This window comes from Vibrio syngnathi (genome assembly GCF_002119525.1).
Taxonomy (GTDB): domain Bacteria; phylum Pseudomonadota; class Gammaproteobacteria; order Enterobacterales; family Vibrionaceae; genus Vibrio; species Vibrio syngnathi.
Genome location: NZ_CP017916.1, coordinates 973,613 through 987,783 on the forward strand (window position 1 = coordinate 973,613; position 14,171 = coordinate 987,783).

The following is a 14,171-nucleotide window of genomic DNA, read 5'->3' on the forward strand; positions in this document are numbered from 1 at the left end:
GATTATGATTCCTTTAATTTACCACCCAATCTATTCGCAGTTACCTTTACCAGAAGGTCACCGTTACCCGATTAACAAATATCAGTTGTTACACAGTGCTGTTGAAGCATTAATGGATAGAGAGCCTCTATGGAAGCGTCAGTTTGAAATCTTCCAACCAACGCCGGTTTCGGTTGAACAGGTAAAGCAGGTGCACGATGGTGAATATGTCGATTTGCTGGTTTCTGGAAATTTGCCTGCAGCAAAAATGAGACGTATCGGTTTTCCGTGGAGCGGACAGCTTATAGAAAGAACACTCTATTCAAGTGGTGGAACCTGCTTGGCCGCAGAAATGGCAATAGAGAGTGGTTTAGCGATTCATTTGAGTGGTGGTTATCATCACGCACACCATGATTTTGGTAGCGGCTTTTGTTTGTTGAATGATCTGGTTTTGGCGGCTAAGCATGCGCTGACCTTTGAACATATAGATAAAGTGTTGATCGTCGACAGCGATGTTCATCATGGTGATGGCACAGCGACTCTTTGCCAAGAGAATGACGACATCATTACTTTGTCGTTCCACTGCGACAAAAACTTCCCTGCACGAAAACCACTGTCTGACTTAGATGTGCCGCTAAGCCGTGAAACGGAAGATGAAGAATTTCTACGTTGTTTTGAACAAGTCACTAAGCTGGCGATCGCACACCATCAACCTGATCTGATTATTTATGATGCGGGGATCGATATCCATCAAGACGATGAACTGGGTTATTTGAATGTCTCGACAAAAGGGATATTTGAACGCGACTGTTTGATGATTGAATTAGCGAAATCAGAGTCTATTCCGATGGCCTGCGTAGTCGGTGGCGGATATCGAACTCAGCACCAAGATCTGGTTCCAATTCACATGCAGTTATTGAAGGCCGCATTTGCTGTTAGCAGTTGAGCGGTGAGCTTGTGTGATCTCCAGATACAAAAAAGCCGCTGATTTCTCAGCGGCTTTCTTTAATGTGGTGGAGGGATAGGGATTTGAACCCTAGAACCGCTATTAACGGTTGCCGGTTTTCAAGACCGGTGCTTTCGACCACTCAGCCATCCCTCCAGTGCTGCGAATAATATAGTGGGGCTATTCGCTTGTAAATACCCTTATCAACTGACTGCTTTTTTTATGAACAGGTTTGCGTGTTTTTATATAGCCAGAGTGAAAATATATCGAAAAATGTTCCTGATCGTTTCGATTTAGAGGAATAGATATCGTTTGAGAAAGGAAGGTGGAGAAAGGGTTTCATATAACAGATGTGAAAAACGTCATTAAGATGGACGCCTTCGCTTGTTGGTGCTTAGCCATCACTCCTCATTAGGGTCAACTTGCCTTTGTTGTCCATAAGATTCATAATAAATACATCTTATAGAGTGAAATATCCAACATGCATATCACACGTTACACTGATTATTCCCTACGCGTTCTGATCTATTTAGCGATCAACAACCAATCTCTTAGCACCATCGGCGACATTGCTAACAGTTATGGCATTTCTAAAAACCATTTAATGAAGATCGTTCAACAACTTAACCTAAAAGGTCACCTGATCGCCACAAGAGGAAAAAATGGTGGTTTGAAGCTCAGTTGCCATCCAAGTCAGATCAACATAGGTACGTTAGTTCGAGAGTTAGAAGACAAGCGTAACTTGGTTGAGTGTTTTGGCGAGGATAATAGCTGTGTTATTACACCAAATTGCCAATTAAAAACTATCTTTGCTGAAGCCCAAGAGTGTTTTTACAAAAGCTTAGACGCTTATAGCTTGCAAGATCTCCTCGGCGAAGGGCACAGCTACAAACTAGGGCAACTTTTGGCGGTTGACGTTATTTAAGCAAGCAAGTTTTGTTTACTCACTAGGTTTACGATGATGAAAGATTTAAATCACTCCTCTAACAATGGCGTTTCAATGACGGCATTTTTTGAGCTCGCGTTTCGACCGTTTTTTTTGTTTGCATCACTTTTTAGTATTGCTGCTCTAGTTGGTTGGGCCGCGTTTTGGAATGGCAGCGCAACTCTGAATGTTTATGGCGGAGCAATGTGGTGGCATATTCATGAAATGTTATTTGGCTTTGCAGCCACTGTCGTGGTTGGCTTTCTACTGACGGCCGTACAAAACTGGACGGGTGTCCGCAGTATTAACGGACGCGGGCTAATGATACTTCTGGCTATCTGGTTGTGTGCGAGAATAGCCATGTTCCTGCCTAATGTCTTTAGCCCTTGGTTGGTGGCTGGGCTCGATTTACTGTTTTTACCTATCGCTGTCATTTATCTTGCTCACAATATTGTCAGTGTGAAGCTTTGGCGAAACCTGTTGTTCGTCCCCATTTTATTGCTAATGACTTTTGCCAATGCGGCGATGCACTATGGTGTTCTATTTCAGCAGCCAATCTTAATTTCACAAGCTAGCACAAGCATGGTGCTGTTGGTGACCCTAGTCATGTGCATTATGGGTGGACGAGTCTTTCCTATGTTTACCGCGAATGGCACACAGACTCCACGAACTCCTGCATTACCATGGCTCGAAAAGCTGAGCATAGTGAGCACGATTTTCGCCGTTGTGTTGAGCTTTAAGATAGTTCTGGTTCCACAAGATATCGTTGCTACCGTGTTTATTGTCAGTGGCTTGGCAAATGCGGTTAGGGCGGTAAGGTGGAAAATATGGGTCGCTTTTAAGACTCCTCTAGTGTGGTCTTTACACTTAAGCTACTGGGCCATTTCGTTAGGATTGGTCTTGTATGGCGTTTCGATCATTTCGCCATTGGTCACGCAATCACAAGCGATTCATGCGCTAACCGTGGGTGGAATGGGAGTGATGATCTTATCAATGATTTCACGTGTGTCGCTAGGACATACAGGTCGAACTATCGCGATTGGCAAAATAATGACTGCGGCGTTAATTGCCATTGTTTTTGCCTTTATTGTTCGAGTGTTTGGTGGATACTTTACCAATAATATTGTCTCTATCATCACCTTATCCAGTGCTCTGTGGGTTGTCGCGTACAGTTGTTTCGTTGTGTTGTACTTACCAATTTTAATAAAACCCAAAGCTTAAATTACTACAAGTTGCGAATGTTCAATATTGACGATTTTAAAGTTGCATTTAAAATGCATCTTTAATATTATGTCTGCAGTGAATGACTTAAATACAATCAAAGAGAGCATGATTATGAGCTGTTGTGGCGGATGTGGTGGTTCAAACCACGAAGAAAAAGCAAAAGAAGCTGAACAAAAGAAACAAGCAGAGCAGCAAGAGACTAAGCAAGAAAACGCTTAATTAAAGCAACGCTCAAGTAAAATTTAAGAATCCAGAGACTTCGATGAAGCCTCTGGATTTTTTTGTTTTTATGGCTTCATGACGAGAGTTTAGACACGACTAGATCACTTCATTGAATTCGACCCTTTCAAGTGAACTTCTGTACTTGAATGACATTCATTGTTAGCTTGCTCATATCTTTCAGTACGTAGCGCCGAATTGGCTTAATGCTTAAGTCTGTGGTTTGAATACGAAGAATATTTATTACGTTGGAGTTAGTGACATTCAAATAATAATATATTGATGACAGGTTTCAGGTAGTGAGGAACAGGTTTCAATCAGTTAACTAAAATGCGGTTTCGGGAATGGTTAGTGGTTAGACTCAAACGTTAGGTTCGATGACCATACGCTAGATGCAAAAAAGCCGCTGATTTCTCAGCGGCTTTCTTTAATGTGGTGGAGGGATAGGGATTTGAACCCTAGAACCGCTATTAACGGTTGCCGGTTTTCAAGACCGGTGCTTTCGACCACTCAGCCATCCCTCCATTGGCGTGAATAATATAAGGGGGAGAGTGCCTTGTAAACCCTTAATTATCATAATCTTGTTTGGTTGCTTGTTTTCTAGTCATTAGCGGCAATAAAAAAGGGAAGCCATTAGCTTCCCTTTTCTGTTTGATGACTATTTAGTCATTTTTTGTGTAGAAACGCTGTAGCTCAGTCAGGCCTTGCATTAATACTGGTAAGCGAGGGCTTACATCTTTTAGGCGTTTGTAGTTTTGGTCATACAACTTGTAGTTACCAAATTTATCTAACACAGTGGTTTGCTGCTCGGTAACAAGGGCAAGTTCACGTGAGTCACCCGCGAGAATCCACTTTCTTTTACGCTCATTAAACAGGCTGCGACCGCTACTGAAATCCGTTGGGTTTGAAGATACGCCCAATAGTTCTTGCATCAACGTTACGGACACGTCTAGATGACTAGAACGGTGAGTATATTCAGAAGCAGACTTACCAGGCCAGCTGATAAACAGTGGCACTTGTAACTGATAACGACTGTAGTTGGAGTTTGCGCCCCAGCTGTTGGTCTTAGTTTCGTTAAACTCGCTACCGTGATTAGAGGTAATGATAACCACCGTGTTGTCGGTTAGCTCTAAGCGTTCCAGTTCAGCGTAGATTGTTGCTAGCTGAGCATCGGCTGCTTGAGCAGACTTTTGATAGTCTGCAGCAAAACGTTCTGCTGTCGTTAACGTTGAGTCTGACTCTGAACTTGAATCGTAGCTAGAGAAGTTATCCAGCGTGGTCAGCTCAATGAAGTTAAACCAAGGACGTTTAGCTTGTGGTGATTGAATCCAGTTAGACCAAGCTTGTATCGCGCTTTTGTCATCATAAGTTGCTTGCTCTGGCATAACATCACGGCCTCGGAAGATGATTTCCGAGTAAAGTGCATCGTCAAAGTTGTCGCCACTGAAAGCCGCAAACTTATAATTGTGATTATCTAATACATCTAACAGTACTGCACTTGAACCCTGAGCTTCGATGCTGCTTGCGTAGCTGCTTGGAAGGCCATAGAACAAACCGAAGATACCAAACATGTCGTTACTTGAACTGTAGTGATTGGTGAAGTTGATCGATTGTTGTGAGTATGCGTAGCTGTTTGGCATCGCTGTGGCATTGAGTGCATCAGAGCGAAGGTTGTTTACACTCACCATCAGGATATTAAGATCATCACTGCGGCGGTTGTATTGAATTTTTTCGAGCGGGTAGCTAACTAAGTTTACGTTCTCTTTGTTGGCTTCTAAACGCTGTAGATACTCTTCACGGTCTAACAGACCATGTTTTTCCATAAAGCTTTTCGCTGTCATTGGGTATGACAGTGGGAAGTTCGCTTTCTGGCTAGTAATTGGGTTGTAGAAATACGCATCAGCCCACATGTAGGTCAAGTGGCTGCTGATAAAACACAAGAAGAAGACGGCAGTAATCGGACGGCCAATGTGTTTATGAGACAGTTTACGTTGCTTACGCCAAACCCACTCAGACAGACCTAGCTGTAATAAGAAGATAAGTGGCATAACAATGAAGAGGTGTTGCAAATCAGATGTGAATGCAGACTCCTCTCCACTGAATAAAACCTCCCACACGACAGGTGTCAGGTGGAGGTTTATATTTTGATACGTTTGGGTATCAATCAGTAGGACAGTTAAACCTATGGTTGCGAAGATAACGGCAACCAAACGTAATAACTTCCTCGACGGAAGAATAAAAGTGAGTGGGAACAGCACTAATAGATAGAGCGCGAACACCAAAAATCCAAAATGACCAACCCATGATGCAGCCAAATAGAATTGACCCAATAGGGTTTCCGGCCAAGCAGATTGAGTAATATAACGAGTACCAATCAACATCGCAGCAATGATGTTGAAAAATGCAAACCAGTGGCCCCAACCTACCAGTCGAGATACACGATCGCTATATGAGTTTGCGCTGTCTACCATTTATAATTCTTTTTCCGTCAATCAAACTTAGTGAGACTTTTTATCTTCAAGAGAAGAAATTAAAGCTTCGGCAAATTTTTCAGCAATTCCTTTGCGTTGTGAAGCAGCAACGTTCTGATTTAAGACATTGGTTGCGATATTTCCAGCGATCATCAATGAAAGCTCAGGTGAAGCTTTGTGCTTAGTCAGTACAGCACCTACTTCAGCTAGGATTTTTTCAACTTGATCATCTGTGTATTTAGATATAATCGGCATAAGGACTCTAATAATGATAGTAAAAGCGGCTTATGATAACCTACTATGCACAACAACTGAAACCTGAACGGTAATATTTTCGCTATGAGCCTTCACCTTTCCAACGTAATTTTACACCAGCTAAGCAAGAACGATCAGGAAGAGCTGATTGTTAACTATCGTGCTGAATCTCTAGAAAACGATACTGCATCTGAAAACCTAGTCGCTGAACTTCACCGAGTTTTTAATTCAAAAGCAGGTAAAGGATTTGGTTCTTTCAAATCCGACAGCGAATTCCAGCAGTCGTTGCATGAATTTCGAGCTGGAGAACAAAGTTTTTATGATTTCTCTCAAAAAAGTGCGCTACGTCTAAAAGATGAGCTTTCAAAGTATCCTTTTGCTGATGAAGGCACTTTGGTACTGGCTGAATATCAATCACTGGCGACAGACTACCTTTTCATCGGACTACTGCCTTCTAACCAAAGTTTGAAAGTGACCGAAGGGCTAGATATTAGTGCGACGGATTACCTTGATATCTCGAAGATGGATATTGTTGCGCGCCTTGATCTTTCAACATACGACACAGACAAAGAGTCAAACCGTTACCTTACTTATATTAAAGGGCGCGTTGGTCGTAAAGTCGCTGACTTCTTCTTAGACTTCCTTCAAGCAGAAGTAGGCTTGGATGCTAAGCAGCAAAACCAAGTATTGATGCAAGCGGTAGAAGACTTTGTTTCTGACTCTAAGTTAGAGAAAGAAGAAGCGATCAGCTATAAAAAACAAGTTGCGGATTACTGTAACGAACAGCTTAAAGCGGGTGATGAAGTTCAAGTTCGTGAACTTTCTGGAGAATTGCCAGCAAGCACAGATGGTACAAGCTTCTTTGACTATACTAGTGAGCAAGGCTACGAGTTAGAAGACAGCTTCCCAGCAGACCGCGCAACTATGCGTAAACTAACAAAATTTGTTGGTGCTGGTGGCGGTTTGAATGTTAGTTTTGATAGTCTGCTTTTAGGTGAGCGTATCTTCTACGATCCAGAGACAGACACGCTAACCATTAAAGGGACGCCACCGAACTTACGTGATCAACTGACTCGCAATAAGTCATAGTCCGAAGTTATTAGGTAGCAAGCGACAGCAGTTTGTTGTCGCTTGTTTATGTTTAGCAACATAATGGTTTAGAGTTCGCATGAACAAGGAATATCGATGGAACAATCAGTAGCAAAGCCCAATCGCTTTAAAAGACCCGCAACTTTTTTGGTTGCACTCTTGGCTCTGTGGCTACTTCCTTCACTGGCTCTCCTTAATCTAAGCCGTTCTTACTCTCACTCACTCGCTCAAATTGAAGAACTCGGTATTCGTGTTAATGAACTGAGGCAATCGCTTTATTTCTCTGAGCCGCTGCGAGTCTCTCGTATTAATGATTTAGCACTCGATGCTCAGTTGGTTTATTCGATCCGACTGCAGATAGAATCTGATTTCCAACACGCCTTGTTTCGTCCTGATGTGAACCAACTGCTTTACGTTGCCGATCAATTTTTAGAAAAATTTGATGAATTCATTCCGATAGAAAGTCAGGTGCAAGATATCGTCGATAACATCAAAGTGTTACGCACAGATACTGAGCTTTCCCCTAAGTTAAAGCCGCTACTCAACGAATTTGGTGTCGTCGTTTTTGAAGCGATGTATTCCGATAACCAAAGTTCATCAGCAACTTATCGCGCCTTTGATTCTATACTTGAAAAATCTTATTCATTAAAATCCGAAGAGCAAGATGCACTCCAACAATTACTGGCTGATGCTTCAGCATTGCTGAGTGATTACGCTCAGCTCAATTATTTAGTCGATAAAATTAAGAAGAATTCAGTAAACGAACAGATCATTAAACTTGAAGCTGAGTTCCATGATCGTCAATACAACCTATTATTGATCATGCTAGGTTTAAGCTTAGTGGCAATGATTGCGTTACTGTTGTGGAGCGTTAGGTCCCAAAAATCGAAGAAAGAAGTAGACCAAGAACTCAAACAGGAACCAGTCATCGATTCAAGTCAGGACGATGCTCTCTCTACTTCCAACAAAGATACGTCTTCTCGTAACGATACTGCTGCTCGCAATAATATTGTTTCTCATAGCGATACTGTTTCTCACAGCGATATTGCTTCTTCCGCGGTGACGCCACCAAGTAATCCCCCATCAGTATTAGATATTACGCCAGCGAGTCAACATTCTGATATCCAACCTCAGCAGAGTGTTTGTGCGACAAGCCCGCAAGCTATTTCACAAGAACCGATTTTGCAAGAACCTATTCCACAAGTTCCGGTTCAGCAAAATTCTATTCAGCAACCCCCAACTCAGCGAACACCAGAACAAGTGCAAGAGCCAGAGAAGCACATTGCCAGTGTGACGGATTCAAAGCCAGCGATTGATATTGAAGAGATGCTAGAGACTCTCGATGGCGATACCGAATCTGTTGAATTGTTGCTCGGGGTCTTTGTCGAAGATCACGCTGATGACTACACCAGATTCAAATCTCTACTCATCAAGGATGAAACCTCTGCGGCTCGCATTGTGCACAGCTTAAAAGGTGTGGCTGGCAGCATCAAAGCGTCTCGGTTAGCGATCATCGCAGCGACTATTGAAATGACAATGAAGCAGTCCAGAGCCATCAGCGAGCACGATTTAGCTGAACTAGAGCTGGCAATAAAAGCCTCTGTGGATTCTGCTCATGACTATTTAAATACCCAACGTTAACTTTTGTAATTTTTTGACAATACTCTGACGAAGCGCTCATACAATCCGCGCCCTTAGTCTTTGTCAGAGGTTTATATGTTACGAGTTTCGAGTCGAAGTTGGATGGTGTTGGTGCTTAGCATAGTTCTAAGTGGTTGTTCTCTCTTAGAAGTTAAGCTAGATAGTCAAACGACGCCTCTTACTCAGCAAGAGTTACAGGCTCGGATCATGACGCGTGAATACGCCAAGATATTTTTTACAAGAGTAGAAGACTCGGCCGATCTCATTGCGCAATCTTACCCTGCTGATGACACCTTACATCAATCTTATGTGTTGCTTTGGAAGATCCATGCTGAGCAGGGCTTACAGCAAGCCGCCTATCAAACGTCACCTATGTCTGCCTTAATCGACTCCTGGGTTTTTACCGCTCAAATGAATCAGTTTTATAGCCAAGGTGATGGTGCTGTCCTGTTCGCGACGGATGATGCGGTAAAAACGGCTCACTTTCTGGAACAAGAAGCAGAGAAACTGGCAAAGGGTGTATTGAGCTCAAGTGATTTCAAAAAGAGCAAAGCATTCGTCGCAGAGTTCGCCGCGAGCAATCCTTTTAAAGATCTTACCTTCAGAAGCACACCCGCTTACCGTGAATGGCTAAGTTACCTTGGTAAAGACGAATCTCAAATCGTTCAAAGCCTAGGTACCATGCCGGAGGCGATGGGCGATGCATCAGACCGCTTAAGCCTCATGGCTGACCAAACACCGAAATTGATGACGTGGAAAGCTGAGTTGGTGGCGATGAATAGCTCGCTAACGGGTGAAGACCTATCGATGACGCTGGAAAGCCTTTGTCAAACATCAGCAAGCATACAGGACTTCATTGAGAATAACCCTGAGTACATGCAAACATTGGCTTCTATTATGTCGACAGAAATGCAGCCTCTGCTCAACGACCTAAGTGATAATACAGATCAAAAATTGGCGATGCTCACTGAAGAACGTGTAGCCTTAGAAAAAATGGTGACACGAGAGAGAGAAGCTCTGGTCGCGATGATTGCGAAAGAGCGTATTGAAATTGCAGGCATTGTGACTTCTGAAAGGGAACTGTTTACACAAGATCTTGATCGCGTCTCTCAAGAGGTGGTGGTACTCGCTATTGATAAACTGATGGACTTAATCAAAGGTGTGATTATTTACTTCATCCTGTTTATCTTGGTGGTGTTCTTTGCACCGTTAGGCATCGGTTATTGGTTGGGTAAGCGAACCATAAATAATTGAACAAATAGATAAATCAGTAGATAAGAAAAGAGCGCCCAGGGCGCTCTTTTGGCATTTATATCATCAACATTTTTGTGCTTACGCACTAAAGCCTTAGCTTAAGCTTGTTGCTTGCTCAGTTCAGCTGCTTCTTCAGTTTCAAGCGCTGGTGCTGTTGGTTCACATTTATCCACGAACCAACCCATGTAAGACGTTACGATAGTCACGAGGATACAGATGAAGCTCAACCACATGAACGGAGCGTAAGAGAGCGTTGCGACACCAAGAATACTCGCCATGTAGATACCGTTATCACTCCAAGGAACCATGCCTGAAGTTAACGTGCCACCGAACTCAGCGTTACGAGATAGATTTTTACGTTGATAACCTAAACGGTCGTAGTTTTTCGCACAGATTTTTGGCGTTAGGATTAACGATACGTACATTGCAGAACCGAATACGTTACCCATGAAGGCCGTGCCGATCGTGCTTGTTGCTAGAGAGCCTGCGCTATTTACTCGGCGCTCGAACACCTTAGCGATCGTCTCTAGTACGCCCACTTTATCCAGTAAGCCACCAAAACCTAAACCAAACACAATTACCGCTACCGAACCAAGCATTGAAGACATGCCGCCACGGTTAAGAATCGAGTCAATAAACTCTACGCCAGAGGAGATAGAGAACGGTGCCCAAGCAGTATTGAATGCCGTTAGGAAATCGATATCTTGGATCATGACTGCCCAGATAATACCTAGCAGAGAACCGAAGCTGATTACCGGGAATGAAGGCATGCGGAAAGCCAACAGACCAAGCACGATCAGTACTGGGACAAATGAGTAAGGCGTGATGTAGAACTGAACTTCCATTGCTTTAATGACAGAATCTACTTGGCTCATGTCAACGTTACCTGCGTAGTGAAAACCAAACGCAGTAAACATGATGCCAGTAATCACGTAGCTGATTAACGCAACTGGCAGCATGCCCTTGATGTGCTCAACCACTTCAACACCAGACATTGAAGAAGCCAGAATCACTGAATCAGAAAGTGGAGACATCTTGTCGCCGAAGTAACAACCTGACAGCACTGCACCTGCAGTAATCGGTGCTGGAACACCTAGGCCTTGGCCAATACCCATCATCGCGATACCTGCTGTACCCGCAGCGCCCCAAGAAGTACCAGTTGCCAATGCGGTTAGAGAACAGATAATCATGGTCGCTAAAAGGAAGATAGAAGGGTGGATAGCTTTCAGACCATAGTAAATGATAGTAGGTACGATCCCGCCTGAGATCCAAGTACCAACAAGAGCGCCAACGGCTAAAAGTATTAAAACCGCGCCTAAGCCATTGGATATTCCTTTGAGTGCTGCTTTTTCTAAGTCTTTGTATTCGTGGCCAAGGCGAATACCAAGAACCATGATAATGAACCAACCAATATACAAGGCAAGTTGAATTGGAAGGTCAAGCTTTGCTGTAAAGGAAAAAGCAAGGGATAGAAATAATCCTAACGCGATGAATACCTGCAATAGGTTCGGTAGGCGAGTTTTACTCTGCTTCATAAAAGCCTCTTGTGATTTCGAGCATTTATAGTGCTTCGTTATGGTGTGTGGTGCAAAACGGACACTACAGTAATTAGTTTATTATATCGAAAAAATACGCCCAAGTTGTGATATTTGACTGCTAACGCATTCAATTATGGTTTCATTATCTGAAATGTTGTTAAATTCATGGTTATTACATGTTGAAACTTGTCGCACGTTGTTTTCGTTTTGTGAAGTATTATTCTGAATAGTATTGGTTAAAAAGAGGGATTTACTGTTTGTGACGCGAGTGGGATTAAGCTGTTTTGACGATGCAAATGTTTGAATTTGAGGATAATGGGCGTTTTATCAATGAGGTGGATATTAAATGTCGATACAGAGATAACTGCACGATTCATTGCGTTCACTTAAAAGAAACGAAAAAGTTACACTTTTTGACAAAAAGCACTTGAGTTCTGTTTCTGAAAAACTTATAGATGGGGGAGAGCAATTTTTAATTTATACATGGAGAGTGAGCGATGAGAGTAGGTCTAGTTGGTTGGCGCGGTATGGTTGGTTCTGTATTGATGCAACGTATGGTTGAAGAGAAAGATTTCGACTTGATTGAACCTGTTTATTACAGTACGTCTCAGATTGGTATTCCTGGCCCTGTTTTAGGTGGTAAAGATGCGGGTCTACTTCAAGACGCTTTTGATATTGATAGCCTAAAACAGCTTGATGCGGTGATTACCTGTCAAGGCGGAGACTACACCTCAAAAGTATACCCAGCACTGCGTCAAGCAGGTTGGAAAGGCTATTGGATTGATGCGGCTTCTACCTTACGTATGGACGCGGATTCTATCATCACTCTTGATCCTGTTAACTTGGCTCAAATCCAACAAGGCATCCACGGCGGTACTAACACTTTCGTCGGCGGTAACTGTACTGTGAGCTTAATGCTTATGGCTTTGGGTGGTCTATACGAGAAAGGCATGGTTGAGTGGATGAGTGCCATGACTTACCAAGCCGCTTCAGGTGCGGGCGCTAAGAACATGCGTGAACTGATCTCACAAATGGGTGTTATCAACGATAGCGTAAGTTCAGAGCTAGCAAACCCTTCAAGTTCCATTCTTGATATCGATAAGAAAGTCGCTGAAACCATTCGTTCATCTTCATTTCCAACCGATCAGTTCGGTGCTCCGCTTGCGGGCTCACTGATTCCTTGGATCGATGTGAAGCGCGAAAACGGTCAAAGTAAAGAAGAGTGGAAAGCCGGCGTTGAAGCGAACAAGATTCTTGGCCTAGATGGCCAGCCAATCCCAATTGATGGTACTTGTGTAAGAATCGGTGCAATGCGTTGTCACGCTCAAGCACTAACTATTAAGCTTAAGCAAGACGTGCCAATGGATGAGATCGAAGAGATCATCGCGACGCACAATGATTGGGTTAAAGTGATTCCTAATGACCGCGACATCACGGCACAGGAACTAACACCAGCGAAAGTAACAGGCACAATGTCTGTACCAGTCGGTCGTCTGCGTAAGATGTCGATGGGTAACGATTTCCTGAATGCGTTTACTGTAGGTGACCAACTGCTTTGGGGTGCTGCAGAGCCATTACGCCGTACGCTGCGCATTATCTTAGCTGAGAAAGCGTAATACTTGTTTTTGAGAATAATTAACGAAAAAGCGCCTTAGGGCGCTTTTTTTGTTTTTATTCTGTCTCGTCGGTCACGACACGCTTGTCGGGGTCTGCCAATTCACTCGCACAGTGTTTGCAATACAGAGCATCTGAATCATGACCTGCGCGGTTACAGTTTGGGCACTTAACCAACTCTTTGTGCGAGTTCATCTCATTACTGAGCTCTGCGGTAATAATTCCTGTCGGCACCGCCAAGATTGAGTAACCCAGCAACATGGTAAGCGAAGCGATCGCTTTACCCAGCGCGGTTTGAGGGATCATGTCACCGTAGCCAACCGTAGTAATGGTCACTATTGCCCAATAAATACTGTGGGGAATGCTTGTGAAGCCATTTTCTGGGCCTTCAATGACAAAGATCAGAGAGCCGAAGATAACGACCAAGATGCCGACTGTGCTAAAGAATATGAGTACCTTTCGTCTTGCCATTAATAATGAGCGCAACAAAATATTGGAATCTTGTAGGTAACGAACCAGTTTTAGGATTCGGAAGATACGCATGACTCGTAATAGCCTAACAACGCCCATAAACGAAGCTCCAGGGAAGATGATCGCTAGGTAGGTCGGAAGAATCGCCAATAGGTCAACAACACCATAGAAGCTGGTGGCGTAAGATTTCGGATTTGGAGAGCAATAAAGCCTTAATAAGTACTCTAGTGTGAATAGTGCTGTGAAGCTGTACTCGATGTAACGTAGCTGCTGTGACCATTCGACCATCACGCTAGGGATAGACTCTAAGATAAGCACGATAAGTGAAACCACAATCGCAACGATTAGTGATATATCGAATGCACGGCCGGCCGGCGTGTGAGTACCAAAGATAATGACGTATAAATGATGCTTTAGAGGCTGACGTGACATAAGGGGAGGTTCATCTTCTGTTAAAGTTCTTAACAGTCATTATACAAGCTTCATAATAACGAGGCGAGTTAAAGCCTATTTCGCTTCACTCGCCTCGTTGATAAAGCTGTACA

11 protein-coding genes, 2 tRNA genes and 2 pseudogenes are annotated in these 14,171 nt (G+C 43.3%); 9 read left to right on the top strand and 6 right to left on the bottom strand.

From position 1 onward, the window contains the following. The first annotated feature begins 4 nt into the window (after positions 1–4). Positions 5–925, top strand: a complete 921-nt coding sequence (locus tag K08M4_RS04730; RefSeq protein ID WP_086049030.1) for a histone deacetylase family protein — start codon at positions 5–7, stop codon at positions 923–925. A gap of 65 nt (positions 926–990) precedes the next feature. Here K08M4_RS04730 and K08M4_RS04735 read toward each other — a convergent pair. Next, positions 991–1,081 (bottom strand) — tRNA-Ser (locus K08M4_RS04735). A 325-nt stretch (positions 1,082–1,406) separates the two neighbouring features. Here K08M4_RS04735 and K08M4_RS04740 point away from each other — a divergent pair. The 3 genes from K08M4_RS04740 to K08M4_RS21935 all read left to right on the top strand — a co-directional run bounded on the left by K08M4_RS04740 (position 1,407) and on the right by K08M4_RS21935 (position 3,293). Then, entirely contained in the window at positions 1,407–1,850 is a 444-nt protein-coding gene (locus tag K08M4_RS04740) for an RrF2 family transcriptional regulator (RefSeq protein WP_086049031.1), read from the top strand. A gap of 36 nt (positions 1,851–1,886) precedes the next feature. After that, positions 1,887–3,071 carry an NnrS family protein gene (locus tag K08M4_RS04745; RefSeq protein WP_086049032.1) on the top strand — a complete coding sequence of 395 codons (1,185 nt, stop codon included), beginning with the start codon at positions 1,887–1,889 and terminating at the stop codon, positions 3,069–3,071. A 69-nt stretch (positions 3,072–3,140) separates the two neighbouring features. Then, positions 3,141–3,293, top strand: a complete 153-nt coding sequence (locus K08M4_RS21935; protein ID WP_157665731.1) for a hypothetical protein — start codon at positions 3,141–3,143, stop codon at positions 3,291–3,293. A gap of 433 nt (positions 3,294–3,726) precedes the next feature. Here K08M4_RS21935 and K08M4_RS04750 read toward each other — a convergent pair. The 3 genes from K08M4_RS04750 to K08M4_RS04760 form a co-directional block, all read right to left on the bottom strand. Then, a tRNA-Ser gene (locus K08M4_RS04750) sits at positions 3,727–3,817 on the bottom strand. Between the two features lie 138 nt (positions 3,818–3,955). Further along, positions 3,956–5,764: a DUF3413 domain-containing protein gene (locus K08M4_RS04755; RefSeq protein WP_086049033.1), complete on the bottom strand. Its 1,809-nt coding sequence runs from the start codon at positions 5,762–5,764 to the stop codon at positions 3,956–3,958. A 27-nt stretch (positions 5,765–5,791) separates the two neighbouring features. Then, a complete protein-coding gene (locus K08M4_RS04760) occupies positions 5,792–6,019 on the bottom strand; it encodes a YejL family protein (protein WP_004734063.1) in 228 nt (75 codons plus the stop codon). An 84-nt stretch (positions 6,020–6,103) separates the two neighbouring features. Between K08M4_RS04760 and yejK the strand changes: the two genes are divergently transcribed. The 4 genes and pseudogenes from yejK to K08M4_RS04775 all read left to right on the top strand — a co-directional run bounded on the left by yejK (position 6,104) and on the right by K08M4_RS04775 (position 10,003). Beyond that, positions 6,104–7,108 (top strand): nucleoid-associated protein YejK, encoded by a 1,005-nt coding sequence (yejK, locus tag K08M4_RS04765; RefSeq protein WP_009848690.1) that lies wholly within the window; start codon positions 6,104–6,106, stop codon positions 7,106–7,108. 96 nt (positions 7,109–7,204) lie between these two features. Beyond that, positions 7,205–7,991 (top strand): annotated as a pseudogene (locus tag K08M4_RS22525) (Hpt domain-containing protein); the annotation flags it as partial. A 386-nt stretch (positions 7,992–8,377) separates the two neighbouring features. Continuing rightward, positions 8,378–8,749 (top strand): annotated as a pseudogene (locus K08M4_RS22530) (Hpt domain-containing protein); the annotation flags it as partial. 75 nt (positions 8,750–8,824) lie between these two features. Continuing rightward, positions 8,825–10,003, top strand: a complete 1,179-nt coding sequence (locus K08M4_RS04775; RefSeq protein ID WP_086049035.1) for a chemotaxis protein — start codon at positions 8,825–8,827, stop codon at positions 10,001–10,003. A gap of 98 nt (positions 10,004–10,101) precedes the next feature. Here the strand turns inward: K08M4_RS04775 and nhaC are convergent, their stop codons facing one another. Continuing rightward, entirely contained in the window at positions 10,102–11,538 is a 1,437-nt protein-coding gene (gene nhaC, locus K08M4_RS04780; RefSeq protein WP_017098219.1) for a Na+/H+ antiporter NhaC, read from the bottom strand. 500 nt (positions 11,539–12,038) lie between these two features. On the opposite strand from nhaC, the gene asd reads away from it, so the two are divergent. Further along, positions 12,039–13,157 carry an aspartate-semialdehyde dehydrogenase gene (gene asd / locus K08M4_RS04785; protein WP_086049036.1) on the top strand — a complete coding sequence of 373 codons (1,119 nt, stop codon included), beginning with the start codon at positions 12,039–12,041 and terminating at the stop codon, positions 13,155–13,157. Positions 13,158–13,212: 55 nt separating this feature from the next. On the opposite strand, the gene K08M4_RS04790 is transcribed toward asd, so the two are convergent. After that, positions 13,213–14,058 (bottom strand): ion transporter, encoded by an 846-nt coding sequence (locus tag K08M4_RS04790; RefSeq protein ID WP_086049037.1) that lies wholly within the window; start codon positions 14,056–14,058, stop codon positions 13,213–13,215. Positions 14,059–14,171 lie beyond the last annotated feature (113 nt).